The following is a 26,998-nucleotide window of genomic DNA, read 5'->3' on the forward strand; positions in this document are numbered from 1 at the left end:
ACACCTGCATAGGATACAATCGACCTCACTTATCTGATAGATGTCATCTTACATTCACTTTGCGCCCCTTTTGGGCGAATACGCCAAGGCATTAATAAACCGATGGACGCACACTATAGCCCTCGTGAAATCGAACGCGACGCCCAGCAGTACTGGGATACAAATCAGTGCTTCAAAGCCGTAGAGGACGCGAACCGGGAGAAGTTTTACTGCCTCTCCATGTTCCCCTATCCCAGCGGTAAGCTGCATATGGGGCACGTGCGTAATTACACTATCGGTGACGTTGTATCCCGTTACCAGCGCATGCAAGGTAAAAATGTCATGCAGCCCATGGGCTGGGATGCCTTCGGTATGCCCGCAGAAAACGCTGCTATCCAGAACCAGGTACCGCCCGCCAAGTGGACCTACCAAAACATAGACTACATGCGTAATCAGTTGAAGGCACTGGGCTTTGCCTACGACTGGAGCCGCGAATTCGCCACTTGCGATACCAGCTACTACCGCTGGGAGCAGTGGTTCTTCACCAAGCTAGTCGAAAAAGGCTTGGTGTATAAGAAGATGTCGACGGTCAACTGGGACCCGGTGGATCAAACCGTACTCGCCAATGAGCAGGTTATCGAAGGCCGCGGCTGGCGCTCTGGCGCGCTGGTAGAGCGCAAAGAGATTCCGCTGTGGTTCCTGAAAATTACCGACTACGCAGACGAATTGCTGGCCGACCTGGATAAAGTGGAGTGGCCGGAGCAGGTCAAAACCATGCAGCGTAACTGGATTGGTAAATCCCGTGGCGTTGAACTGAGCTTTGATATCAAGGCTAAAGATGGCAACACCTGTGACCCGCTGGCGGTGTACACCACACGCCCGGATACGCTGCTAGGCGTTACCTATGTGGCGGTTGCTGCAGGCCACCCGCTGGCCAAGCAGGCGGCTGAGCAGAATAGCGATCTGGCGGCCTTCTGTGATGAGTGCGCCAGGGGCGGCACCTCTGAAGCAGAAATGGCCACCAAAGAGAAAAAAGGCATGCCCACCGGCCATAGGGCGGTTCACCCGCTTACGGGTGATGAAGTCCCCGTTTTTGTGGCTAATTTCGTACTGATGGAGTTTGGCACCGGTGCCGTTATGGCGGTGCCCGGCCACGACCAGCGCGATTGGGAGTTTGCCACCAAGTACGGTATCGAGATCAAACCGGTCATCGCCGATGAAAGTGGCAAGCCCGCCGACGTTTCTGCAGAGGCTTATGCCGAATACGGCACGGTAGTGAATTCGGGCGAGTTTGATGGGCTCGGCTTTGAACAAGCCTTTGATGCTATTGCCGCCAAACTGGCTGAGCTTGGTCGTGGCGAAGTAAAAACCAACTACCGCCTGCGCGATTGGGGCGTTGCCCGCCAGCGCTACTGGGGTGCACCGATTCCGGTTAAATACGGCCCGGAAGGTCAAACCGTACCGCTAACCGATGACGAACTGCCGGTCTCGCTGCCGATGGAAGTCACCGTAGATGCCTCGGGCTCGCCGCTGAAAAAGATGCCGGCATTCTCTGATCTGGGCGATGGCTGGACCCGTGAAACCGATACCTTCGACACCTTTATGGAGTCATCCTGGTACTACGCACGCTTCTGCTGTGCCGATAACACCGAGGCAATGCTGGACGAACGGGCCAACTACTGGCTGCCGGTGGATCTCTACATTGGCGGTATCGAACACGCCATTCTTCACCTGCTGTATGCCCGCTTCTTCCACAAGCTGATGCGCGACTTTGGTTTGGTCGATTCAGATGAGCCGTTCCAGCAGCTGCTGACCCAGGGCATGGTCATCGCGGAAACCTTCTACCGCCCTACCGATAACGGCGGCAAGCAGTGGTTTAACCCCGCCGATGTGGAAGTGAAGCGCGATGAGAAGGGCCGTCCGCTCAGCGCTATTTTGATGAGCGACGGCGAGCCGGTGGAGATGGGCGGCATCGAGAAGATGTCCAAGTCGAAAAACAACGGCGTCGATCCGCAGTCGATGATCGACAAGTTCGGCGCCGATACCGTGCGCCTGTTTATGATGTTTGCCGCACCGCCCGAGCAGTCATTGGAGTGGTCGGATTCCGGCGTTGAGGGTGCTCACCGCTTCTTGAAGCGCCTATGGCGTCAGGTCAATGAGCACTTGGAAGCTGGCAGCCCAGGAACGCTAGACATTGACGCGCTCAATGATGACCAGAAAGCCCTGCGGCGTAAAACCCACGAGACCATTAAGAAAGCCAGCGACGACATTGGCCGCCGCACCACCTTCAATACGGCGATAGCAGCGGTGATGGAGCTTTCTAACGCGATCGGCAAGTTCGACGATAGCTCCGAGCTTGGTCTGGCGGTTAGTCGCGAAGCGCTGGAAGCCTGTGCACTATTGCTCTCGCCGATTACGCCGCACCTGTGTCATAGTCTCTGGGAAGCGCTTGGTCATGCAGGCCCCGCCATCGAAGCGACCTGGCCGGTGGTGGATGAGTCCGCCCTTACCCGCGACAGCATCGAGCTGGTGGTACAGGTCAACGGTAAGCTGCGCGCCCGCCTTGAAGTACCGGCAAGCGCCGATAAAGCGGCTATTGAAAAAATGGCGATGGAACACGAAAACGTTCAGCGCTTCCTCGAGGGCAACACCGTGCGTAAAGTCATCGTGGTGCCCGGAAAACTCGTTAATATCGTGGTGAGCGGATGAACCGACGCACATTTTTAACGGCTAGCATCGCCGCCTCGGCGGCGGTGCTGCTCAGCGGGTGTGGGTTTCGGCTACGCGGCACTGAATCACTGCCTACGTTGCCCACCCTTGCCTTAGAGGGCGACACCAACAGTGCCGTTGCTCAACAGGTCGCAACGCGCCTTCAACAGCTAGGTACTCAGGTAACCGCTGATGCCCCATGGCGGGTCACGCTGGGTACGCCCGCGTTAATTGAGCGGCGATTGGGAGGTGATGGCGGGGCAAGCCGTGAGCACGAGCTAACGCTTAGCACTACGCTCTCGGTACAAGAGCGAGTGTCTAATGCCTATCACATCAATAACGAAACGCTGTCGACGAGTACGCGTATCCGCGTTAGCGATGATGACCTGCTCAACCGCGAAACGCTGATGATGGAAGCGGAACAAACGCTTGCGCGCCAGCTGTCCCAACGAATCATTGAACGCCTCACTTACGTTGAGGGCATGCAGTGAAGGTATTTGCTGATCAGCTACCCGCTGCGTTGGCAAAAAAGCTTCCCCGCGTGGTGATTGTAGCCGGTGATGAACCCTTACAGCATCGCGACGCCTGCGATGCGGTAAGAGCCGCAGCTCGCCAGGCGGGTGTTGAAGAGCGCGAAGTACTCGATGTCGAGCCCAACTTTGCTTGGGGTCGATTGATGGAAATGTCGAGTAACCTCTCGCTGTTTGCGACCAGCAAGCTAATGGAGTTGCGCTTAGGCAATCACAAGCTAGGCCAAGAAGGCAGTAAAGCGTTAGCGCAGTATGCCGAAACCCTGGATAACAGCGATGATGTTCTGCTCATTGGCATGGGCAAGCTAGATGCCAAGCAGCAAAAAAGCGCCTGGTTTAAAACACTGGATAAGCACGGCTTGTTTGTACCGGTTTGGCCGGTGGATGCCTCCCGCTTAGGTTATTGGCTGCGTGACCGCGCCTCGCTGCACGGCTTACAAATTGACTTGGAAGCCGCTCGCCTGCTGGGTGAGCGCACCGAAGGCAATTTACTGGCCGCTGACCAAGAGTTGCAAAAGCTGGCATTAATCCACCCCCAAGGCACCCGCCTGAACGTTGAGAGCATTGCCCAAGGGGTTGAAGACAGCACACGCTTTGATGTTTTCAATTTGGCCGATGCCTGCTTGAAAGGCGAGCCCAGCCGCGCTTCGCGCATTGTTAATGGCCTACGCAGCGAAGGCGTTGAGGCGCCTATTGTGCTATGGGCGCTTAGCCGAGAGCTACGCACCCTACTCTCGTTACATCAGCACCTGGATCAAGGGCAGAGCTTTGAGCATGCCTGCAAAACCCAAAAGCCGATGATTTTTGATAAGCGCCGCCCTGCTTACCAGAAAGCGATTGGTCGCCTTCCCATGAAGCGGCTGCATAAACTGCTGTTAATGGCCCAACGTCTGGATTTAGCCGTTAAGGGCGCGGCGGCAGTACCACTATGGCCAGGACTACACGATTTAGCCATGACCATGGCCGGTGGCCGAGGATTGCTCTCTGAATCGGCCTGGACCTATCGCATTAGTGCAAATAATTAGCACTTTGCACATTACCCTTAAAAAATGTTCCGTTTGTTTCTATACTATTGATTCAAGCTAAAAAAAGCTTGTGCCAACCCGACTAGTCTATAAGGAAGAAGACGATGAAAACATTGCGTGCTTACCTCTCCACCCTGCTAATTGCGGCGCTCGTAATTACCAGCCTACCGGTTGCAGCGGCCCCTACCACTCCCCAATCAATGGATTTAGTCTCTACCCAATCTGTTTTATCAGCTGATCGTGCTGGCGCTGACCGTGAGCGTATTAATGAGATTCTGGCGCGCGCCGACGTGCAAGATCAGCTGCTAAAACAGGGTGTTGACCTGGACGAAGTAGATGCCCGCGTTGCTGCCTTAAGTGATTCTGAAGCACAGCAAATGGCTGAACAGCTTGAGATGATGCCTGCCGGCGCCGGTGGTGGCGTTATCGGTGCGCTTTTTGCCGTCTTTATCATTCTGTTGATTACCGATATCCTCGGCCTGACCGACGTTTACCCGTTTACGCGTTGATAGGCATCTCATGACCACTAAGTTTTTGAATAGCATGTCTTTGAATAACATGCTTTCTAACGCCCGCATTGCGGGCGTTTTTATTTTACTGGTACTGCTTAGCGGCTGCGCTCGAAATCCGGTACTGCTACAAAGTACCTATCAAGCCCTACCCGCCCATGCAGAAATCACCAGCGTACCATTTTATGCCCAAACGGAGTTTCAGTGCGGTCCTGCCACGCTGGCGATGGTTCTCAATTATCAGGATGTCGATACCGACGTTGAGCAACTGATCCCACAAGTGTTCTTGCCTGAGCGGGATGGCAGCGTACAGCCAGAAATGCTAGCGACTGTTCGGCGTTATGATCAGCTCGCTTATCCCGTTCGAGGCACTATGGATGCACTGTTAGGTCATTTGGCAGCAGGTGATCCGGTGGTAGTGATGCAGAATTTATCGCTCCCCATTTACCCAATGTGGCACTACGCCGTGGCCATTGGCTATGATCTGCCCAATGAAACGCTTATTCTGCGCAGTGGCGAAATTGAACGCCATACGATGTCGTTTAGTCGTTTCGACGCCACCTGGGCACGCACTGAGCGCTGGGGCTTTGTGGTGGCCGAACCGGGTACGCTACCCGCGGGTATTACTGCCCGTAACGCGCTTGAAGCCATTAGTGCCTACGAAGAATCACACGGTCCCAGCGCTGCATTATCAAGCTGGCAGACGTTTAACGAGCACCATCCTGCCAATGCTATTGGGCAATTTGCGCTAGGCAACGCACTGTATGCTAACCAACAACCAGAGGAAGCTCGCAACGCCTTTGAACGCGCAACGGAGCTTGATGTAAAAATGGGCGCTGCCTGGCTAAATCTAGGCCTTTTACGGCTTCAACAAGAAGACCCCATCGCCGCACGGGAAGCATTAGAGCAGGCCGCCTCGCTGGCGGGCAGCTGGCAGGAAAAAGCTCGTTTAGCCTTAGAAGCTTTAAATAACGATTAAATATCGGTTTTTAACCGTCATATTAATAATAACGAGCACAAGTATGATCCTGCAATTAGTAAAGTTGTGGGATGGCAGACATAGCCAGTGAGTGCTTAAGTTGCATAAGGACGATGTCTTTAACCTGTTCATTGGACTACCTAACCATTTACGGGAGAGGATCCATGCTGAACTGCCTTTTGCAACGTAAGCTCTCTTTTGATGATTGCGTTTCTTCGCACAACGTCCCTACGCCTACTCTGCAGCACGCTGAGAGGGGCGATATCATTACCAGCTTGCTGGTTGCCTCGTGATCATGCGTCGCTTTCTTCATCAGCCCGGCGGACGCTTGGCGTCCATTTTTGCCGCTCTCTTTTTCGTGTTGTCGGCAGTAATCGGCAGCTATGTATACAGTGCGTGTCAAAAAGCCAGTGCCGACTACACCACGTTGATTAGTGACATTGTATTGGCCCAGCAAGCCACACCTCAGTTAAGGGACGCTCTAGAGGAAGGCAGCCGCTTGCCTAGTAGCGAACAGGTTGAATACATTGATTATTTTATTTCACGTTCCAAACAGCACTTAAATAACATAAAGGGCAGTATTGAACGCCATCGATACCTCCTATCAGATGTTGAATATCTCAATCATCATTTCAGCGAGCTTAATAATCGCCTTTCAGATCTACATCAGCAGGCACAAAAAGCTCAACAGCGGCCAGAACTTATTGATCCATTACAGCGCGCTGCAATGGAAATCGGTGGCGCTCAATCTTGGCTGTATAATCAACTGCTAGATGATGTTCGCGCTATTTCCATACAACAACGCTTGATCATGCAGCGGCTCTCGATCGCCGTGAGTGTGCTACTGGTGCTGATGGTCAGCGCGGCGATCACGCTCTGCTTAGCGGTTATTTACTTACACCGTCAGCGCAACGTCATGCATCAATTAATGCTAACCGATGAGCTGACGGGGCTTTATAACCGGCGCCATTTGGTCAATATAGCATCAGCGGCGCTCACCCAAGCACAACGTGATCATGGATCGCTTAGCCTAATGCTGTTAGATCTTGATCACTTTAAGAATATAAATGACACCTATGGGCATCCTACCGGCGATGAGGTACTTCGCCAGGTCAGTAAACAGCTTCGCAAATTAAGCCGTCCATCCGATACATTAGCGAGAATTGGTGGTGAGGAATTTTGTTTATTAATGCCCAACACAAATACCCATGATGCCCTCCAGGTAGCCGACCGGCTGCGCCGAGAAATTGAAGCTAATACGCTGAGCGGTATAGACCTGCTCGCCAACCCGACCATTAGCATTGGCGTTACTACATGCCATGGCGGCTCACTGACGTTTGAACAGCTTTATTCGTTTGCCGACAAAGCGCTTTATCAAGCCAAAGCGTTGGGACGCAACCGTGCTGAAAGCCTGCTGCCGCCCGCCGAACCCACACCCTATAAAGGCCCGCATACTTATGCTCACACCTTTATAGGTGAACCCATGGACTCTTGAAAGACGATAAGACAAGGTGAATCGCCCCAGGTTATAAAAGCCCTTGTTAGAAAACCCGATTTAAGCCGTTCTGCGCAGCTACCCGGTAGGCTTCTGCCATCGTAGGATAGTTAAACGTCGTATTCACAAAGTAATTAAGTGTATTGGCCTCACCTTCTTGCTGCATGATCGCTTGGCCGATATGCAAAATCTCAGACGCTTGGTCACCAAAACAGTGAATGCCGAGTATTTCCAATGTGTCCTGATGGAAAAGGATTTTGAGCATACCCACTGTGTCACCGGTAATCTGCGCCCTGGCGGTATCTTTGAAAAAGGCTTTACCTACTTCGTAGGGCACTTTGGCTTGCGTAAGCTCACGTTCATTCGGGCCAAACGAACTGATTTCGGGGATGGTATAAATACCGGTGGGTACATCCCTAACAAAACGATACTCTTTATCGAGCAGCTCATTACACGAATTCAAGCCTTGGTCGTAAGCCGCGCTCGCCAAACTCGGCCAGCCAATTACATCGCCCGCCGCATAGATATGGGACACCGAGGTGCGATAGTGCTCATCGACGCTTAGCTGCCCGCGCCCATTGGCGGTTAAGCCAATGTTCTCAAGGCCTAAGCTGTCGGTATTACCAGTGCGGCCATTGGCCCACAAAAATGCATCAGCACGAATCCTTTTGCCTGACTTGAGACGCACCACTACGCCCGATTCATCGCCCTCAACACTCTCATACTCTTCATTATGACGGACCAACACGCCGTGCTTACGTAAATGGTAAGAGAGCGCATCGCTAATCTCGTCGTCCAAAAATGACAGCAGACTGTCACGGTTATTAATGAGATCAACTTTGACGCCCAGGCCAGAAAAGATCGATGCGTATTCGCAGCCAATCACCCCTGCCCCAAAAATCACCAACGTGCGTGGAGTGTGCGAAAGGCTCAAGATGGTATCGGAACAGTAGATACGCGGATGGCGGAAGTTAATATCCGCCGGACGATAGGGACGCGAACCGGTGGCAATGACGATTTTCTCGGCCACCAACTCTTCCATGCCTTCCTGGCGGTCACGCACCAATAATGTGTGTTCATCTTTAAACCGGGCGACACCATGGAACAGGTCGATGCGGTTACGCGCATAGAAGGTGGTGCGCATTTCTACCTGTTTATCGATAGTGCCTCGTGAGCGCTCCATCACTTTGGGAAAGGAGAACCAGCGCGGTTCACCAATATCGCGGAACATACGGTTAGTGTTGAACGCCATGATCTGTTTGACCTGATGGCGCAATGCTTTCGAAGGAATGGTACCCCAGTGAGTGCAGTTGCCGCCTACCTGCGCCTGCTTCTCAATGATGGCTACGCGTTTACCATGCTTTGCAGCGTTGATGGCAGCGCTTTCCCCTGCAGGCCCTGTACCGATAACCACAATATCGTAATTGTGAACCGCCATGCTCTCTGCGTCCCTTTGCTATTTTGCTCAACCGTTCCCGTTGCATACACCGCAGTCTTGTTAGCGACGTGTAGCGTCATAGCCCAAATCTGCACCACGGCTCTCGTCGCTGCGGCGACGAACGCCACCACGCTTGCGGTTCTCTTCTTCACACACCTCATCTTTGCCGCCGCAGATATCGCAACCATCTTTCATACCGATTTGATTCAAACCACCGCATGAACCGGCGATCGGCTTGCGGCCCATGATGACCCCCACGGCCATCGCACCCATAATCAGTGCCATGAAACCGAATACCAGTAGCCAAATAGTCATATCAATCTCCCAGCATTGCATTGCCTAGCTTTAAATTATTGGCCTTACCTGACGACAATAGTTGCAGTGATAAGTGCCTCACGGTCATTCATCGTTAAACCGATTATACCTTAGCCGAGCCCCTGTTATCAGCGCGGCGCTAAGTCATTCCTTTTCACAAAGGTTTATAAACAAACGGGGCCAGCCCAAAAGGCCAGCCCCGCTTAACGCTACTAACAACTTACGCCGACTGTTTAGCCACCGAAGTCATCCAACAGGATATTTTCCGGCTCGACGCCCATATCAAGCAACAACTTGATAACAGAGGCGTTCATCATAGGAGGCCCGCACATGTAGTACTCGCAATCTTCAGGTGCTGGGTGGTCCTTCAGATAGTTTTCGTACAGCACGTTATGGATAAAGCCTGTCGGCCCTTCCCAGTTATCTTCTGGCTGTGGATCAGAAAGCGCCAAGTGCCACTCGAAGTTCGGGAACTCTTCGGCTAACTGATCATACTCTTCGTTGTAGAAGGTTTCACGCCAGGAGCGCGCACCGTACCAGAAGGTGATCTTGCGTTCAGACTTCAAGCGCTTCAGCTGATCGAAGATATGACTGCGCATCGGCGCCATACCCGCACCACCACCGATAAAGATCATTTCAGCGTCAGTATCACGGGCAAAGAACTCGCCAAACGGCCCCATTACAGTGACCTTATCACCCTCTTTAAGGCTGAAGACGTAAGTCGACATCAAACCTGGCGGATGGTCAGTGCCGGGAGGCGGCGTGGCAATACGGATGTTGAACTTGAGGATACCCTTTTCATCCGGGTAGTTCGCCATGGAGTAGGCGCGAATCACCTCCTCATTGTTCTTGTGGGAAATTTTGAACATATCAAATTTTTCCCAATCACCCCGGTACTCCTCTTCAATATCAAAATCCGAGAATTTGACATCATAGGGAGGAGCAACGAGCTGGACGTAGCCACCGGCGCGGAAGGCAACTTCTTCGCCTTCAGGCAGTTTCAGGTTCAGCTCTTTGATAAAGGTGGCAACGTTGGGGTTGGCAATAACCTCACATTCCCACTTCTTCACCCCAAACACTTCTTCAGGCACTTCGACTTTCATGTCCTGCTTCACAGGTACCTGACAAGAGAGGCGCCAGCCCTCTTTCTTCTCACGCATGGTGAAGTGCGACTCTTCGGTCGGCAGAATAGAGCCGCCGCCCTCTTCTACCCGGCACTTACACTGGGCACAAGAACCGCCGCCACCGCAGGCGGAAGAGAGGAAAATGCCGTTAGCCGCAAGCGTATTTAGCAGCTTACCACCGGCTTGGGTCTTCAAAGTGTGTTCAGGGTCGCCGTTGACCTCAATGGTCACGTCCCCGCTACTCACAAGCTTGCTGCGCGCTGCCAGAATGATCGCCGTTAAGCTAATAACGATGACCGTGAACATGACAACACCGAGCAAGATGACTGTTGTATCAACCATGTCGGTTTCCTATTGCTGGAGGTTTTCTATTACCCGGCGATGATTGACACCGCCGGGAAAAACCGGCTCCGATTAAAGCTGAATGCCCGAGAAGGACATAAAGCCCAACGACATCAGCCCCACGGTGATGAAAGTAATGCCCAGCCCTTGAAGGCCACCCGGCACATCGCTGTACTTCAGCTTTTCACGGATACCCGCCAGGGCGGCAATTGCCAGCGCCCAACCGGTGCCCGCACCAAAGCCATAGACCACAGCTTCGCCAAAGTTGTAGCTACGCTCGACCATGAACAGTACGCCACCAAGAATAGCGCAGTTAACGGTAATCAGCGGCAGGAATACCCCTAGCGCGTTGTAGAGCGACGGTACGTACTTATCAAGGAACATTTCCATGATCTGTACCAACGCCGCAATGACACCGATGTAAGAGAGCAACCCAAGGAATGAGAGGTCAATGTTTTCAGCACCGCTAATCCCGGTCCAGGTCAACGCACCCTCCTGTAGCAAGAAGGTATAGACAAGGTTGTTAACCGGCACGGTGACGGTCAATACCACAATAACCGCAATGCCCAGGCCAATCGCCGAGGAGACTTTTTTGGACACGGCCAAGAAAGTACACATCCCCAGGAAGAAGGCCAGTGCCATGTTTTCAACAAATACCGAGGCAACAAAAAGACTCAGATAATGTTCCATGTTACACGGCCTCCTTGGGCTTGGTGTTTTCCTTCATTTTGAACTCATTATCTTCTACTTGCTCAGGGTTAACGGAACGCATTACCCAAATCAGTAGACCGATAATAAAGAACGCTGAAGGCGGCAGTAATAGCAAGCCATTAGGCACGTACCAGCCACCGTTTTGCACGGTCTGGAGGATGGTAATGCCAAATACGCTGCCTGAACCCAGCAGTTCGCGGAAGAACCCCACCACCATAAGAACAAAGCCGTAGCCGAGGCCGTTACCAACACCGTCTAAAAACGACATGCCCGGTGTATTGGACATTGCAAAGCCTTCAGCACGCCCCATGACGATACAGTTAGTAATGATCAAACCCACAAATACCGATAGCTGCTTAGACATCTCATAGGCATACGCCTTGAGAATCTGATCAACCACGATAACCAGCGAGGCAATAATGGTCATCTGTACGATAATGCGAATCGAAGAGGGAATATGATTCCTGATCAACGATACGAACAGGTTTGAAAATGCCGTTACGAAAATAACCGCCAGCGCCATAACGAGCGATACGCTCATGCTGGTGGTTACCGCCAGCGCAGAACAGATACCCAGAATTTGCAATGCAATAGGGTTGTTCTGGAAAATCGGCGCCGTTAATACGCCTTTTGCATTTACGTCCGCCATGATCAGGCCCCCTCAACGTCTTCGAAGTTGGTATCGGTATCTTCGGCGTCTTCCGGCTCAGTGCCACTGCGGAATCTTGCCAAATAGGGACCGAAAGCTTCTTCGCTTAACCAGAATTGCAGCATGTTAGTCACGCCGTTACTGGTCAGCGTAGCGCCAGACAGCGCATCGACTTCGTATTCGTCACTGGCGCCGCCTTTGGTCAGGTGAATTTCCGGTGAGAGATCTCCCTCTTCATCGTAAATTTTCTTACCTTCCCACTGAGCTTGCCAGCGCGGGTTGTTAACTTCAGCGCCCAGGCCTGGCGTTTCACTGTGCTCGTAATAGGTGATACTGACGATAGTATTACCGTCACCCTCTACGGCCAGGAAGCCACGCATTAAGCCCCAAAGCCCCTGACCACGAATCGGCAGCACGATCTGTTCAGGGTCATCTTCACCACCAATGAGGTAGACCGTGGCGTAGTTTTCAACGCGTGATAGCCCCGCGATGTCTTGGTCGCCGGAAAGCGTGCGCCCCGAAGCGGGGTCACGGGCTGCCTCAAAACTATCGTAGGTATCGGGGTCAAACTCATCGGAGTACTCACCCGTATCCAGATCAACCACCCGAGCAGTAATCTCGTCGCTAAACACCTCTTCAACGTCCATACCAGGCTCGTAGAGCTTGGCAACGTTCAAAATGTTGGTTTTACGGTCGAGTTCCTGGTTAAGTTGCTGCATTGGCCGCAAGGCGACCGCCGCGGTCGAGACAATGACGGAGCACACGATACACAGTGCAAACGCCACAATCAGGACTTTCTTGATGGAGTTGTTACCTTGTGCCATTAGGCAGTCTCCTCGGCCGGTACGCTGGTTCGCTTAACGCGACGCTTAATGTTGGCCTGGACGAAGAAATGGTCAATCAGCGGTGCAAACAGGTTAGCGAACAGAATCGCCAGCATGATGCCTTCCGGGAAAGCCGGATTCACAACGCGAATCAAAACGGTCATCACACCAATCAGCGCACCAAACAGCAGGCGACCTTGGTTCGTCATCGAGGCTGATACGGGGTCGGTTGCCATGAACACCATACCGAAGGCGAAACCGCCGATCACCAAGTGCCAGTACCACTGCATGGCAAACATCGGGTTGGAATCAGAACCGATCAGGTTAAACAGCGTGCTGGTTGCCACCATACCCAGGAACACACCCAGCATGATTCGCCAGGAGGCAATTCCTGTCCACAGCAATACGGCTGCGCCGATAAAGATCGCTAACGTCGAGACCTCACCCACCGAGCCGGGAATAAAGCCAAGGAAAGCATCCCACCAGCTGAAGGTGTCGGTTAGAGCAGACATGCCGTCCTGGAACGCCATGGAGAGTGCCGTCGCACCCGTATAACCATCGGCAGCCACCCATACAGAGTCACCTGAGATTTGCGCTGGGTAGGCAAAGTAAAGAAATGCACGGCCAGTTAGCGCGGGGTTCAAAAAATTCTTGCCCGTACCACCGAAGATCTCCTTACCGATCACAACACCAAAGGTGATCCCTAGCGCAACCTGCCAAAGCGGAATAGTCGCTGGCAGAATCAGTGCAAACAGCACAGAAGTGACGAAGAAGCCTTCGTTGACTTCGTGGCCGCGCTTTATCGCAAACAACACTTCCCAGAAGCCACCAACAACAAAAGTGACCAGATAGATAGGCAAGAAGTAGGTGGCGCCTAAAACAAAGTTAGCCCAGAAGCTGCTTGGGTCATGTCCACCTGCCAACGTCATCAAAATCGCTTCGCGCCAGCCACCCATAGAGGCGTAGCCCGCGTCAATGGCGGTGTTAGCCTGCCAGCCTGCGTTCCACATACCGAACAGCATTGCTGGGAAGGTACACATCCATACGGTAATCATGATGCGTTTAAGATCGATACCGTCACGCACGTGAGCCGTGGTTTTAGCCACGCTCGGCGGTGTGTAGAAAATCGTATCTACCGCTTCAAATAGCGGATAGAACTTTTCGTACTTTCCGCCTTTGTGGAAATGCGGCTCGATATTTTGGAGTGTCTGTTGAATACCCATCATCAGGCCTCTTTCTCGATCATGGAGAGATTGTCACGCAGGATGGGGCCATATTCGTATTTGCCGGGGCAAACATACGTGCACAGAGCCAGATCCTCTTCGTCCAGCTCCAAACACCCAAGCTGCATGGCAACCTCAATGTCTCCCACGATCAGCGAACGCAGTAGCTGAGTTGGCATTATATCCAGCGGCATCACCGTCTCATATGCACCTACGGGCACCATAGCACGCTCGGAGCCATTGGTAGAGGTGGTCGGCGCATAGTTACTCAGGCCCTTAATCTTAGAGATGTAGATGCCCAAGACAGAGTGGCGATTAGCACCGGGCGACAGCCACCCCATAAACGTGCGCTTATTGCCCTCTTCCAGCAAGCTTACTTGGTTACTGAAGCGGCCAAGGTAGGTCAACTTACCTTCAGCGGCAAAGCCAGAGAAAACAGAGCCGGAGATTACGCGAGTGTCCTCGGGTTTGATGACTTCTCCTGCCAAGAGTTCATCCGTACTCGCGCCAACACGCGTACGTATCAAGCGAGGATTTTCAGCGCGCGGGCCACCAATGGCGACCACACGGCTCATATCCAGCTTCCCTTCTACAAAGAACTTACCGAACGCAATAACGTCCTGATAGCCGATGTGCCACACTTTTTTATGCAGTGCAACCGGAGAAAGGTAATGAATATGAGTGCCGACAAGCCCGGCAGGATGGGGACCAGCAAAGCTTTCAGTTTTTACACCGTCAACATCGCCGCCTGGAATTGAGGCATTTTCACCCGTACATAGGAAGACGTTGCCCTCGGTCAGGCGCGCTAACACCTTGAGGCCATCCTCGAATGCCTGCGCCTGTTCATTAATGATCAGGGCTGGGTCAGGGCTAAGAGGGTGAGTATCCACGGCGGTTACAAAAATATCGGCCGGGGTGCTATCAATCGCAGGAGTGCGCGAGAAAGGACGGGTGCGTAATGCAGTCCAGAGCCCTGACTCTACAAGCTGGTCGACAACGACCTGACGTTCAAGCTGCGCTATGGCATTACGATCGTGAGCAGCGAATTCAACCGCTTCCTCAGTTTCGTCAACCTTGATTACGACAGACAGTAAACGACGTTTTTCGCCACGGTTTATTGCAAGCACTTCGCCGGCAGCGGGCGCTGTATAGCGCACACCATCAATTTTCTTATCGGTGAAGAGCAATTGGCCTAGTTTGACCTTATCCCCTTCCTGGACTTCCATTGTTGGCTTCATGCCAACGTAGTCGGTACCCAGGATTGCCACATGGCGCACAGGACGCGCATCTTCAATACGCTGCTCGGGCGCTCCCGTGATGGGGAGATCCAGGCCTTTTTTGACTTCGATCATAGTCTCGCCCAGTTGTTGGATCGGATATACGAAGGTAAGGGGTTCGAATGCTTATTTTCTGTTCAGTGAATTGTTATTTTCTGCTCAGATAGTTACCAGTCCGGCCCAAGCAGCACTTGAACCACCCCGAAAAATCCATCGTATTATAAAGATAAGCGCGTCCAATGACCACATCCCTGATGGTCGCCAAAAGTGCTATATGGACTAAAAAAAGGCTTTATTGAAGCAAAAAAAACGCCACCCTTAGGTGGCGTTGATCGTTTTATAAGCGACAGAGCCCAGCATACGGGCTTCCCTGCGTTTAAATGGTTAGCGCGGCAGCTTTAAGAACCGCACATTAGACATTTGCTGCAAAATACGTACGACTTGGCAGCTATAACCAAACTCGTTGTCGTACCACACATAGATGACCGCATGGTGACCATTGGCAATAGTGGCCTTGGCATCGACAATACCCGCATGGCGGTTGCCTACAAAGTCCGACGACACCACTTCTGCAGAATCGACAAAGTCAATTTGCTTCTGGTAGGCAGACTCAATCGACATGCGACGCAAGTAATCATTTAGCGCCGCGGAGTCAGTCGTTTTATCCAGGGTTAGATTGAGAATGGCCATGGAGACATTAGGAATCGGTACGCGAATGGCGTTGCCGGTCAGCTTACCCTCGAGCTCAGGCAGCGCTTTGGATGCGGCCTTGGCAGCACCTGTCTCGGTCAATACCATATTCAGCGCCGCGCTGCGGCCACGACGGTCACCTTTATGGTAATTGTCGATCAGGTTCTGGTCATTGGTGTAAGCATGCACGGTTTCCACATGGCCATTCACCACGCCATACTCATCGTTAAGCACCTTCAATACCGGGACGATCGCATTGGTGGTACACGACGCGGCAGAGACGATGAGATCGCTGTCGCCAATAGATTCGTGGTTAATGCCATAAACGATATTTTTGATATCGCCTTTACCCGGTGCCGTTAGCAGCGCTTTGGCAGCGCCTTTACACTTCAGGTGCTGGCCCAGGCCCTCTTCATCGCGCCAGATACCGGTATTATCAACGATTACCGCATTGTCGATATCATATTCGTTGTAGTCGATATCGCTGGGCGAATCGGCGTAAATCACCTGAATAACATTGCCGTTGACCGTCAGCGTACGGGCCTCTGCATCAACCACGATGGCGCCGTCAAAAGGCCCATGTACAGAGTCACGACGCAGCAGACTAGCGCGTTTCTCAAGATCTTTGGCAACATCCCCACGGCCACGCACCACAATAGCCCGCAAACGCAGCAGGTTACCGCCACCGGCTTTCTCAATCATCACCCGTGCCAGCAAACGACCAATGCGACCAAAGCCGTAGAGCACCACATCTTGTGGCTCTCCGGTGCTGGCACCCGGCTGATAGCCATCAATAATTTCGTGCAACTCTTTGCGCAGGAAGGCTTCGACATCACCACCACCCTGATTCTTGAACATCACCGCCAGCTTGCCTACATCTACATGAGCGGGGCCAAGGTTCAAAGCGACCATGCCCTTCACGATAGGATAGGTATCCTCAACGGAGAGCTCAGTCCCTTCCAGTTTGCGCACGTAGCGGTGATCTTTAAGAATGCGGATGACCGACCGTTTGATCAGCGAACGTCCGAACATGGTGGCAACGACGTTATTCTGACGATAGAGCTGCCCAACTAATGGGATCATCTGCTCCGCCAAGGCTTCGTTGCCTTGCCATTCTTGAAAAACGTTTTCGAGCGCTTGCTGACTCACGTGCGGCCTCATCAGGTAGTGGAAACAGAGAATGCATTATCCGGGGCAAGCGCAGTGGTCGCAATGAATGGATAGTCGCACAGCATGTAGGGGTATTACAGAAATAGCGATCTCACTACAAAACAGCCCCACAAAAACGATTCAGTCGCCAGCATACGTCGCGGCACTCTAATTGAAACGGGTGATCGTGTATGATCTCTCTTCCGTTTCAGCGCAAAACGATATCTTGCTTATGCCGACATTCTCTCTGCTCGAACCGCCCCAGCCCCAAGGGACTCGCGATACGCTTTACTGGACATCGCCGCCGGGCAGCGCGACTGCGCTGGCACTCTCCCGCGTTGCCACCAAAGGCCCGCTATTGGTAATCACCCCCAATACGGCCAGCGCGCAGCGCCTTGAACAAGATCTCTACTTCTATAGCGACGTCCCGGTGCTGCCTTTCCCTGACTGGGAAACGCTACCCTACGACAGCTTTTCACCCCATCAGGATATTGTTTCGGCCCGGCTGCGTACCTTACGCCAGTTGCAAGATGGCGTACGCGGCATCGTCCTGGTGCCGATTAATACCCTGATGCAGCGATTACCCCCCGTTGAGTACATCGCCGGGCGTGTAATGACGCTTAAAAGCGGTGAAAGACTGAATCGAGAGGCGTTCCGTGAGTCGCTCTCCCGAGCCGGTTATCGCGCCGTCGAAACCGTGTATGAGCCCGGCGAATACGCCATGCGCGGCGCGCTGATTGACCTTTTTGCGATGGGCATGGATGAGCCGATCCGTATTGATCTGTTTGACGATGAGATCGATTCGCTGCGCCACTTTGACCCCGGCAGCCAGCGCTCGACTGATAAGCTTGACTCGCTAGAATTGCTCCCTGCCCACGAATACTCGCTAAGCCGTAGTGCTATCGCCTGTTTTCGCGAGCAGTTTGAAACCTTGTTTGACGTCGATCCACGGCAATGCCCACTTTATAACGATGCATTGAAAGGCATTCCTTCACCGGGGCTTGAGCACTACCTGCCACTGTTTTTTGAACACACAGCTTCGCTGTTTGACCACCTGACCGACGATACCCGAGTAGCAATGCTGCCAGGGGTTTTTGAGGCGGCCGAGCAGCACTGGCAGTCAATCGATGCCCGCTACGTAAATTTGGGCGTTGACCCGACCCGTCCGCTACTCCCTCCCCATCGGGCGTTTTTTCCGGTCAACGACGTATTTTCGGCAATCAAAGCCCGCCCGCGCATAGAGCTAACTGAGGATAGCGAGCAACGCCATGCGCAGCAGCCTGAAGCTGCTCCGCTCCCCACGCTCTCTATCAATGCCCGCGCCAAGCAGCCATTGGCGGAGATATCAGCCTTCTTACACGCCCACGCCCAAACCCGCGTGTTGTTCGTGGCGGAGTCGCGAGGTCGTCGGGAAGCGCTGGAAGAGATCCTATCGCCACTTAAGCTCGCCCTTCCGCATACCGACAGCTTCCACGACTTTCTAGCTAGCGATCAGACCTATGCGATTACCGAAGGCTTAGTCGACAGTGGCTTATGGCTAAATAATCCAAGCATTGCGGTGATTAGTGAAACCGAGTTGTTTGGTGACGTGGTTCGTCAAAGCCGCCGGCGCGAAAAAGCCACCGATGACAACGAGCTTGCCGTACGCCACCTGTCGGAGCTTCGCGAGGGTGCGCCAGTGGTTCACCAGGCCCATGGCGTAGGCCGCTATTTAGGGCTGGAAACCTTAGAAGCCGGCGGCCAGGCAAATGAGTTCCTGGCACTCTCTTATGCCAATGGCGCCAAGCTTTATGTGCCCGTCGACAGCCTGCATATGATCTCCCGTTACAGCGGGGCCAGTGATGAACTGGCCCCGTTGCACAAATTAGGCTCGGATCAGTGGGAAAAAGCCCGCCGTAAAGCCGCCGAGAAGATTCGTGATACCGCCGCAGAACTGCTGGATGTCTACGCCCGCCGGGAAGCCCAGCAAGGCGTGGTCTATGAAGCGCCAGGCGAGGAGTATCTGCGCTTTGCAGGTAACTTCCCGTTTGAAGAGACCGCCGATCAGCATGCTGCCATTGAAGCGGTCATCAGCGACATGACCTCACCACAACCGATGGATCGCGTGGTCTGCGGTGACGTCGGTTTCGGCAAAACCGAAGTGGCCATGCGCGCGGCGTTTCTGGCCGTACAGTCTGGCCGCCAAGTGGTGGTATTGGTGCCCACTACGCTGCTGGCGCGCCAACACTTCGAGAATTTCCGCGATCGATTTGCCGACACAGCCGTGAATATTGGCTTGATATCCCGCTTCACTAGCGGCAAAGAGGTCACCCAGACGTTAGAGAGTATTAAGAGCGGCCAAACGGATATCGTCATCGGCACCCACAAGCTGCTCGCCAAAAGCGTTGAGCTGCCCAAAATGGGCCTACTGATCATCGATGAGGAGCACCGATTCGGGGTCGCACAAAAAGAGAAGCTCAAAACGCTACGTGCCGAAGTCGATATTTTGACGCTGACCGCGACCCCAATTCCGCGCACGCTCAATATGGCCATGAGCGGCATCCGTGATCTATCGATTATTGCCACGCCGCCCGCGCGCCGTCTTTCGGTCAAAACCTTTGTTCAGCAGCACGATACCAGTATCATTAAGGAGGCCCTTCTACGTGAGATACTGCGTGGCGGGCAGGTCTATGTACTGCATAACGAAGTCAAAACCATTGAGAACAGCGCCGAAAAAATCCGTGAACTGATCCCCGAAGCGCGGGTAGCGGTCGCCCACGGCCAGCTTCCCGAGCGCAGTCTGGAACGCATAATGTCAGACTTCTACCACCGCCGCTTTAACGTGCTGGTGTGTTCGACCATTATTGAAACTGGCATTGATGTGCCCAGCGCCAACACTATTATTATCGAACGTGCCGATAAATTTGGCCTGGCACAGCTGCACCAACTGCGGGGTCGTGTCGGGCGTAGCCACCATCAGGCGTACGCCTACCTATTAACGCCACCGCCTAAAGCGATGACCCGTGATGCCATCAAGCGTCTGGAAGCGATTAGCGCTTCGGATGATCTAGGCGCAGGCTTTACCCTGGCCAGCCACGATATGGAAATCCGTGGCGCGGGTGAACTGCTGGGGGATGAACAGAGCGGCCAGATGGAAACCATCGGCTATACACTCTATATGGAAATGCTGGATCGAGCGGTAAAAGCCATTCGTGCAGGCAAAACACCCAATATCGATGCGCCCTTCAATACCGGCGTGGAAATCAACTTCAACCTGCCAGCGCTGATTCCGAGTGATTATATTCACGATGTGCAGCAGCGTCTGGTCATGTATAAGCGGATTGCCAACACGCAAAGTGATAACGAACTCAAAGAGCTGCAGGTGGAGTTAATTGATCGTTATGGCCTGCTACCCAATCCGCTGAAGAACCTTATTCGCCAGACCAAGCTGCGTCACCGTGCAGAGCAGCTGGGCATCAGCAAGATCGAGGCTGGCGAGAGCCGTGGCAGAGTGCTGTTTGATAGCAGCACCCAGGTGGATCCCTTAACTCTGGTGACGCTCATTCAAACGTCACCAAAACACTACCGTTTAGACGGTTCTGACACCTTACGGTTTGAATTACCAATGGAAAGTGTCGACAAGCGCTTCGAGCAGCTTGAAAACCTGCTTAGCACCCTTAATCAAAAAGTAGCGGCGGCGTGAAGCTTGGGGCAAACTTGTCAGTAGCCATGACCCAGTTGACCAACAGTCGTTGATTGACCTTAATGGCCCAGCAACGCGCATCAGCAGTGAATCAACATATTAGGAACGACCATGAACATTCGCGATACCCTTACCCACTGGGGCCCTACCAGTTTGGCCGTGCTACTCGCCGCTAGTCTGGTGAGCCCAGCTTTTGCGCAACCGGCTGAAGAGCAAACAGACACCCCAGCCCAAGAGCAGGTGCAAGAACAGCAGGCGCAAGAACAGGTAGAAGAGCCGACCCAAGAGCAAGCACAGGAAATCAGCATCGATGCTATTGACAGCTCCGCTCAGGTTGCTGACCAGGACGAGCTGCCCCGCGGTCACTTCCGCCTTCCTGAAAATGGCGATGTCATTGGGGAGCGCTATACCGTTGTTGTCGAAGACCCCAAGCAGACGTTGATCGATATCGCCCGGCGCCACAACATTGGCTATGAAGAGATCCGCATGGCCAACCCGGATGTCAGTCTCTGGGTACCCGGTGTAGGTACCGAGGTGGTGATACCCGCCCAGTACATTCTGCCCGCTGCGCCGCGGGAAGGCGTTATCGTTAACCTGTCGGAGCTTCGCCTCTACTACTACCCCGCAGACAAGCCCGGTATTGTCGAAACCTATCCGGTCAGCGTGGGGCGTGAAGAGTTCGCTACCCCAGTAGGCATCACACGCACAACGGTTAAGGTGAAAGACCCCGCCTGGGCTCCACCGGCATCCATGCGTCGCGAAGCAGCCGCACGTGGCGAGCCAGCCCCCTCCGTGGTTCCTGCAGGCCCCAACAACCCTTTGGGCGAGCACGCGATCCTGCTGGCCATGCCGAGCTACCTGATTCACGGCACTAACCGTCCTGATGGTGTGGGCATGCGCGTTAGCCGCGGCTGTATCCGCATGTACCCGGAAGATATCAAATCGCTCTACGAGCGCTTGCCTAGCGGCACTCAGGTCAACCTGATGGATGCCCCATTCAAAGCAGGCTTTGCAACCGACGGCACGCTGTTCGTACAGTCGTTTCCACAACTTGAAGAGAACGTGGAAGGCTTTGAACCGCTGCTAAACGCCCTGGAGCGGGTCACCGAGCTAACTGACAAAGATGTTGAAATAGATGCTGAACGGATTCAGCGCGCCGTCGAAGCCCCTGACGGCCAATTTATCGCCCTCTTTGGTCCTCAGGCACCTCAACCAGAACCAGAGCCTGTCGAGCTGATTGAAGAGCTCAAGCTCAGCGCCAGCACTGAAAGCGATAAAGACGCTTAACCGAACATCTGGCAACAAAAAACCCCGCCTTGGCGGGGTTTTTTGCGTAGCTAGTATCAAAACCTTCTGGTCTGACGCCTTAACTTACGGCGTCTTGCTTTCAATGTCTTAACTAACTACAGCTTTCTTCCAACAGCTGCTGAGAGAGTCAGTTGACGCCCTCAGCAGCCCAAGCAGAATTACTTCTGCATGGAACGCTGGAACATACGGTTCATTTCTTCACGGTTCTGCTCAGACATCTGCAGAGCAGCCTGCGCGTCGCGCTGGGCTTGGTTTGCAGTGTTCATCGCTTGTGAAGCCATGCTACGTGCTTCTGCAGCGTCAGCCTGTGCAGATTCTGCAGTCATGCGAACTTCTTCCAGCGCGCCGGTAGAAGCACAACCAGCAAGAATTGCCAGAGAAGCGGCAGCAGCAGTCATCTTCAGAGTAGTTTTCAGAGTCATAATGTTCTCCTTGAGTCGTCCTTGGGTACTACGTTAAGGGTATGACAAAAATAATACTAGTCACTTAAATTAGAATAAGTTCTTAGCTTAAATTTGTCTACCTGCGGTGCAGGTTCTTTTCACTGACTTGTGCTGCAAAGCACGCAAGTCAAACGCTGTTTTATAATAGACCACAGCGGTTGTCTATAGCCACTTATTTAAAACCTCGAACTTCCATCAACGGCGATAGCTTAACGGATCACTACTCGAGTGCCAACACCCACTAGCGCTACGAGGCGATCAATTTGCTCGTTGGTAACGGCAACACACCCCTGGGTCCAGTGATAACGCCCATGAATATCGGGATCTGCGCTTCCAAGGCCATGAATTCCAATCGCCCCGCCCAGTGCAGTGTTTTGCGGTGGTTTGCCGTAAAGTCGATAGTAGTCGAAGTAATCGTCATAATCAGCTTGGGAATAAATCCCTTTTTCCAGCGCCATTCTAGCGTGCACTGGGGTAGGGTAATCAATGCCAATAAAAGTACGCCACTGGCTTTCGTAATTGAAACGGTTGATATGAAACTCACCCATGGGGGTCACATTATCGCCGCGAACCCGTTGGGTTTTAGCCCCAGCTCGGCCAAGTGATATGGGTGCAAACCGCTCCACCAGCGCGTTACCACGAAACACGCTGAGTGTGGCTTCCTTGTCGTCCACAAGCACCCATAGTTCGTTACTATGACGCGGCACATGGGCGCGACTCAGCATCGTTTCTACGAGATCGGTGGAGCTGCCCTGGCTGGGCGCAGTGACAGCGGCACTGGCCACGGCTGGTAAGCTCAACACCATGGCTAAAAATCGGCGGCGATTAACTAAAAACATGACAGCTCTCGAAACAAGTTAACCCGTGGTTGAACGACTAGACACATCTGGTGGCTGTTATACCTTATTCCCAGATTCGCCGTTAGTAATTTCGTCATGTACACGTCTGACGTCTTGAAGAGGAGTAACCGATAATCCACAAATTGAAGCCCCATCAAACGCCCTGCAACTCTTCGATGCTCGCCATTATATGGCGTATCTCGGCATTATGACCTTGAGCCAGGGCGTCGAAAAACGCCTCCTCAGGCTCAATTTTCGCTCGCGCAGCGCGATGCTCATAGAGCGCTTGAAGACGCTGATGCGCCGACGTGGCAGTTCTCATCGCATCTTCTATCGAGCCAGCAATCGTTTGTTCCGCCAAGCGATCCAATTCAGGTGGCTGGGGGAAATCGCTCGAATCATCGAACCATAACTCCAGTACTTCTGAATGATCAGCGCCATCGTGAGAGAGGCCTTCAAGGCCCGTTTTCATTTTCAGCTCGCGGCTGGCCAAGTAATTAAACGCCATCTCCAGGCGCTCATTGTCAGCTTTGTCGGCGGCTTCACTGTACTGCTGAGCCATACGGGCATGAAACCCCGTCGCCCATTCGATTAAATCTTTCACCTGGTTATAGCGCATCATAATCTCCTCACATGACTGACGACTTGAGCGATGTATAGCAATAAAAACACTACCACTCCAGGCTGGTTTCGCGCAGCGCGCCTATTTCACGCTTGGCCGCCTGAAGATTATCCAGCAACTGCTGGCGCAAACCGGCTTGATTACCCACGGCAATCATAGCGGGGTTGTGCGTGGTGCGCCGCGCAGCACCGTCATCACTATGCAGACGCTCAAGTTGAAACTCCAACCAATTCAGCCAGCTTTCAGGCTGGGCTTTTAAGTCGCGCAGACGCTGCAGCTCGGCCAGGGCCGGACCATCTTGGCTCAGCAAGACAGTCCAGCGGTGCTCCGATAGACGAGCATGCTCTGTCACTTCGCGCAGCAACGACTCAAGAGCCAGTTCAAACAGCGCTAGCGCACTCTCCTCCAGCGCCATCTGCCGCGCCGTGGCATGCTCATCATCGCCTGAGGGTAAGGTGACTAACAGCTCCGCTTGGTAGAGCAGTTGGTTGGTTCGTGACCGTGCATTCACTTACGCTTGTCCTCCACATGCCATTTACCGGCATCAAACATTGCCTTCCAGCCGGTGGCCTTGCCCTCTTCGTCGGTCATCACGTACTGCTCTTTACTCTTACGCGAGTAGCGGATTTGGGCCGGACGACCATCCGGATCTTCACTCGGCGCTTTAAGAATGAAGTGATACTTCTCGGGCAGCTCATCGGCATGCGCTTTTAGCTCTTTCACTAGCGGCGGCCGTGTTTCGCGATTTTTAGGGAACTTGCTAGCGGCCAAAAACAGTCCGCTTGCTCCGTCACGCAGCACGTAATGGTCGTCAACTTTTTGACAGGCCAGTTCCGGCATCGGAATGGGATCCATTTTTGGCGGCGCCACTTCGCCACTTTTCAATAGTTTACGCGTATTTTTACACTCGCTATTGGTACAGCCAAAATACTTGCCAAAGCGGCCTGATTTCAGTTGCATCTCAGAGCCGCACTTGTCGCACTCGATGATCGGCCCGTCGTAGCCCTTGATCTTGAATTTGCCACTTTCTACTTCGTGGCCGTCACAGTCGGGGCTGTTGCCACAGATGTGCAGCTTACGCGTTTCATCGATCAGGTAGTTGTCCATCGCCGTGCCACACTTGGGGCAGCGGCGCTTGGCACGCAGTGCATTGGTTTCAGCCTCATCGCCCGCGTCTTCGGCCACCGCCTCTTCACCGGGAATCAGATCAATGGTGGTTTTGCAGCGCTCTTTAGGCGGTAAATTGTAGCCACTACAGCCCAGAAAAACCCCGGTGGAAGCGGTGCGAATCTGCATATGACGGCCACAGCTTGGGCAATCGATATCCGTCGGTACTGGCTGATTGGGGCGCATGCCATCTTCACTCTCCGCCTTGGCCAGCTCTTCACGGAACTCGCCATAGAAGGCATCCAGCAGCGCCTGCCAGTTGCGTTCGCCTTCAGCGACTTCATCCAGGCTATCTTCCATGCGTGCGGTGAACGAGAAGTCCATCAAATCAGGGAAGGACTCTTTCAACCGCTCGGTGACGATATCGCCTAGTTTTTCAGCGTAGAAGCGGCGGTTTTCCAATTTCACATAGCCGCGATCCTGGATCGTCGAGATGATTGAAGCGTAGGTGGACGGTCGGCCAATCCCCTGCTTCTCAAGCTCTTTAACCAAGCTTGCTTCCGTGTAGCGTGGCGCGGGCTTGGTAAAGTGCTGCTGAGGATCAAGCGCCTCCAACGCCATCGGCGTGCCTTTTGGCAAGTCAGGCAAGGTCTGATCTTCATTTTTACCACTAGGCTTCATCACCCGAGTATAACCATCAAACTTCAGCACACGCCCTTTTGCACGTAGCTCGTAGCCATCGACTTCCACATTTAGGGTGCTTGAAAGGTACTCTGCGGGGGTCATTTGGCAGGCCACAAACTGACGCCAGATCAGCTCATATAGGCGCTCGGCATCCCGTTCCATACCGGCCAAGTCGGACGCCTTGCGCTCGACGCTGGAGGGGCGAATCGCTTCGTGGGCCTCTTGGGCACTCTCTTTGCTGCTGTAACGATTGGGTGCTTCTGGCAGGTAGCGTTCTCCGAACTCTTCACCGATATAGCTACGTACGCTCTCAACCGCATCTTTCGACAAGTTGGTGGAGTCGGTACGCATATAGGTGATGTAACCCGCCTCATAAAGGCGCTGGGCCATGGTCATGGTTTTCTTAACAGAAAAACCTAACCGGCCACTCGCCGCTTGCTGCAGCGTAGAGGTAATAAAGGGTGCCGTGGGCTTTGAACTGGTGGGCTTATCTTCCCGAGAGGTAATCGCGAGATTGGCTTTTCTAAGCTGTTCAATGCGCGCCAGGGTATCTTTTTCAGACGTGGGCCTAAAGGCTTTGCCATCCTGACGGACCAGGGCAAAACGCACCAATTCGCCCTCGGGAGAGGCTAAATCCGCATGCACATCCCAGAACTCTTCAGGAATAAAAGCGCGTATTTCACGCTCGCGTTCGACAATCAGGCGTACAGCGACTGACTGCACGCGACCAGCCGACAGCCCTCGGGCCACTTTCGCCCACAGTAGAGGGGAAAGCATAAAGCCCACAACGCGATCTAGGAATCGCCTTGCCTGCTGCGCTTCTACTCGCGGGATATTCAGCGCGCCAGGCGCCTTGAAGGCGTCCTGAATCGCGTTTTTGGTAATTTCGTTGAACACCACGCGTTTGTAGCGGCTGTCATCACCACCAATGGTCTCGCGCAGGTGCCACGCAATGGCTTCCCCTTCGCGGTCCAAATCCGTTGCGAGATACACAGCGTCAGCTTTCTCAGCCAGCTTCTTTAGTTCAGCAACGACTTTCTCTTTTCCAGGTAGCACCTCATAGCGGGCTTCCCAGCCGTTATTGGGGTCAATCCCCATCCGCCGAATTAGCTGATCTTGGCTTTTACGCTTTTTATACTCCACCTTCTCTTCCGCCGACATCTTGCGTGTCGCTGCGGCCTGGCGCGCGCGCTCCTTGGGGTCGGAGGCTGCCTTACCTGAGCCGCTGGTCGGCAGGTCACGAATGTGACCCACGCTCGACTTCACGATGAAATCGTTGCCGAGATATTTGTTAATCGTCTTCGCTTTAGCTGGCGACTCGACGATGACCAGTGACTTGCCCATA

General features: G+C 53.4%; 22 protein-coding genes. 8 read left to right on the forward strand and 14 right to left on the reverse strand.

Annotation, left to right across the window (positions count from 1 at the left end; all coding sequences use genetic code 11):
• The first annotated feature begins 102 nt into the window (after positions 1-102).
• The 6 genes from leuS (at position 103) to QEN58_RS10855 (ending at position 7,226) form a co-directional block, all read left to right on the forward strand.
• A complete protein-coding gene (gene leuS / locus QEN58_RS10830) occupies positions 103-2,688 on the forward strand; it encodes a leucine--tRNA ligase (protein WP_280103677.1) in 2,586 nt (861 codons plus the stop codon).
• Positions 2,685-3,179, forward strand: a complete 495-nt coding sequence (locus QEN58_RS10835; protein ID WP_280103678.1) for an LPS-assembly lipoprotein LptE — start codon at positions 2,685-2,687, stop codon at positions 3,177-3,179. Before leuS ends, QEN58_RS10835 begins: the two co-directional genes overlap by 4 nt.
• Positions 3,176-4,243 carry a DNA polymerase III subunit delta gene (holA, locus tag QEN58_RS10840; protein ID WP_280103679.1) on the forward strand — a complete coding sequence of 356 codons (1,068 nt, stop codon included), beginning with the start codon at positions 3,176-3,178 and terminating at the stop codon, positions 4,241-4,243. Before QEN58_RS10835 ends, holA begins: the two co-directional genes overlap by 4 nt.
• Positions 4,244-4,347: 104 nt before the next feature.
• On the forward strand, positions 4,348-4,752 hold the full coding sequence (locus QEN58_RS10845; RefSeq protein ID WP_280103680.1) for a PA2779 family protein: 405 nt from the start codon (positions 4,348-4,350) through the stop codon (positions 4,750-4,752).
• A 34-nt stretch (positions 4,753-4,786) separates the two neighbouring features.
• Positions 4,787-5,731, forward strand: a complete 945-nt coding sequence (locus QEN58_RS10850; RefSeq protein ID WP_280103681.1) for a PA2778 family cysteine peptidase — start codon at positions 4,787-4,789, stop codon at positions 5,729-5,731.
• A 295-nt stretch (positions 5,732-6,026) separates the two neighbouring features.
• Complete coding sequence (locus QEN58_RS10855) at positions 6,027-7,226, forward strand: GGDEF domain-containing protein (RefSeq protein WP_280103682.1); 1,200 nt, start codon at positions 6,027-6,029, stop codon at positions 7,224-7,226.
• A gap of 46 nt (positions 7,227-7,272) precedes the next feature.
• On the opposite strand, the gene sthA is transcribed toward QEN58_RS10855, so the two are convergent.
• The 9 genes from sthA to QEN58_RS10900 all read right to left on the reverse strand — a co-directional run bounded on the left by sthA (position 7,273) and on the right by QEN58_RS10900 (position 16,968).
• Positions 7,273-8,664: a Si-specific NAD(P)(+) transhydrogenase gene (gene sthA, locus QEN58_RS10860; protein WP_280103683.1), complete on the reverse strand. Its 1,392-nt coding sequence runs from the start codon at positions 8,662-8,664 to the stop codon at positions 7,273-7,275.
• A 60-nt stretch (positions 8,665-8,724) separates the two neighbouring features.
• Complete coding sequence (gene nqrM, locus QEN58_RS10865) at positions 8,725-8,979, reverse strand: (Na+)-NQR maturation NqrM (protein WP_022523176.1); 255 nt, start codon at positions 8,977-8,979, stop codon at positions 8,725-8,727.
• A gap of 233 nt (positions 8,980-9,212) precedes the next feature.
• Complete coding sequence (gene nqrF, locus QEN58_RS10870; protein WP_133732373.1) at positions 9,213-10,445, reverse strand: NADH:ubiquinone reductase (Na(+)-transporting) subunit F; 1,233 nt, start codon at positions 10,443-10,445, stop codon at positions 9,213-9,215.
• 72 nt (positions 10,446-10,517) lie between these two features.
• On the reverse strand, positions 10,518-11,135 hold the full coding sequence (nqrE, locus tag QEN58_RS10875) for an NADH:ubiquinone reductase (Na(+)-transporting) subunit E (protein ID WP_009286984.1): 618 nt from the start codon (positions 11,133-11,135) through the stop codon (positions 10,518-10,520).
• 1 nt (position 11,136) lies between these two features.
• Complete coding sequence (locus QEN58_RS10880) at positions 11,137-11,805, reverse strand: NADH:ubiquinone reductase (Na(+)-transporting) subunit D (RefSeq protein WP_280103684.1); 669 nt, start codon at positions 11,803-11,805, stop codon at positions 11,137-11,139.
• Between the two features lie 2 nt (positions 11,806-11,807).
• Positions 11,808-12,629 carry a Na(+)-translocating NADH-quinone reductase subunit C gene (locus QEN58_RS10885; RefSeq protein ID WP_280103685.1) on the reverse strand — a complete coding sequence of 274 codons (822 nt, stop codon included), beginning with the start codon at positions 12,627-12,629 and terminating at the stop codon, positions 11,808-11,810.
• The gene (locus QEN58_RS10890; protein ID WP_280103686.1) at positions 12,629-13,855 is read right to left on the reverse strand and encodes an NADH:ubiquinone reductase (Na(+)-transporting) subunit B; all 1,227 of its coding nucleotides are present in this window, start codon (positions 13,853-13,855) and stop codon (positions 12,629-12,631) included. The genes QEN58_RS10885 and QEN58_RS10890 overlap by 1 nt, the downstream gene beginning before the upstream one ends.
• On the reverse strand, positions 13,855-15,204 hold the full coding sequence (locus tag QEN58_RS10895) for a Na(+)-translocating NADH-quinone reductase subunit A (protein WP_280103687.1): 1,350 nt from the start codon (positions 15,202-15,204) through the stop codon (positions 13,855-13,857). Before QEN58_RS10895 ends, QEN58_RS10890 begins: the two co-directional genes overlap by 1 nt.
• 309 nt (positions 15,205-15,513) lie before the next feature.
• On the reverse strand, positions 15,514-16,968 hold the full coding sequence (locus tag QEN58_RS10900) for a glyceraldehyde-3-phosphate dehydrogenase (protein WP_280103688.1): 1,455 nt from the start codon (positions 16,966-16,968) through the stop codon (positions 15,514-15,516).
• A 232-nt stretch (positions 16,969-17,200) separates the two neighbouring features.
• Between QEN58_RS10900 and mfd the strand changes: the two genes are divergently transcribed.
• Both mfd and QEN58_RS10910 read left to right on the forward strand, forming a co-directional pair.
• The gene (gene mfd / locus QEN58_RS10905; RefSeq protein ID WP_280103689.1) at positions 17,201-20,650 is read left to right on the forward strand and encodes a transcription-repair coupling factor; all 3,450 of its coding nucleotides are present in this window, start codon (positions 17,201-17,203) and stop codon (positions 20,648-20,650) included.
• A gap of 111 nt (positions 20,651-20,761) precedes the next feature.
• Complete coding sequence (locus QEN58_RS10910) at positions 20,762-21,937, forward strand: L,D-transpeptidase family protein (RefSeq protein WP_280103690.1); 1,176 nt, start codon at positions 20,762-20,764, stop codon at positions 21,935-21,937.
• 179 nt (positions 21,938-22,116) lie between these two features.
• Here QEN58_RS10910 and QEN58_RS10915 read toward each other — a convergent pair whose 3' ends face one another.
• The 5 genes from QEN58_RS10915 to topA all read right to left on the reverse strand — a co-directional run bounded on the left by QEN58_RS10915 (position 22,117) and on the right by topA (position 26,997).
• Positions 22,117-22,380, reverse strand: a complete 264-nt coding sequence (locus QEN58_RS10915) for an Lpp/OprI family alanine-zipper lipoprotein (RefSeq protein ID WP_008956598.1) — start codon at positions 22,378-22,380, stop codon at positions 22,117-22,119.
• 230 nt (positions 22,381-22,610) lie between these two features.
• Positions 22,611-23,240, reverse strand: coding sequence for a L,D-transpeptidase family protein (locus QEN58_RS10920; RefSeq protein ID WP_280103691.1), 630 nt, complete (start codon positions 23,238-23,240; stop codon positions 22,611-22,613).
• Positions 23,241-23,394: 154 nt separating this feature from the next.
• Complete coding sequence (locus QEN58_RS10925) at positions 23,395-23,859, reverse strand: 2-hydroxyacyl-CoA dehydratase (RefSeq protein WP_280103692.1); 465 nt, start codon at positions 23,857-23,859, stop codon at positions 23,395-23,397.
• 52 nt (positions 23,860-23,911) lie between these two features.
• Entirely contained in the window at positions 23,912-24,373 is a 462-nt protein-coding gene (locus QEN58_RS10930; protein WP_280103693.1) for a DUF6586 family protein, read from the reverse strand.
• Positions 24,370-26,997 carry a type I DNA topoisomerase gene (gene topA, locus QEN58_RS10935; RefSeq protein ID WP_280103694.1) on the reverse strand — a complete coding sequence of 876 codons (2,628 nt, stop codon included), beginning with the start codon at positions 26,995-26,997 and terminating at the stop codon, positions 24,370-24,372. Before topA ends, QEN58_RS10930 begins: the two co-directional genes overlap by 4 nt.
• Between the last annotated feature and the right edge of the window lies 1 nt (position 26,998).

The sequence above is a fragment of the Halomonas alkaliantarctica genome, from assembly GCF_029854215.1.
Classification (GTDB): Bacteria; Pseudomonadota; Gammaproteobacteria; order Pseudomonadales; family Halomonadaceae; genus Vreelandella; species Vreelandella alkaliantarctica_A.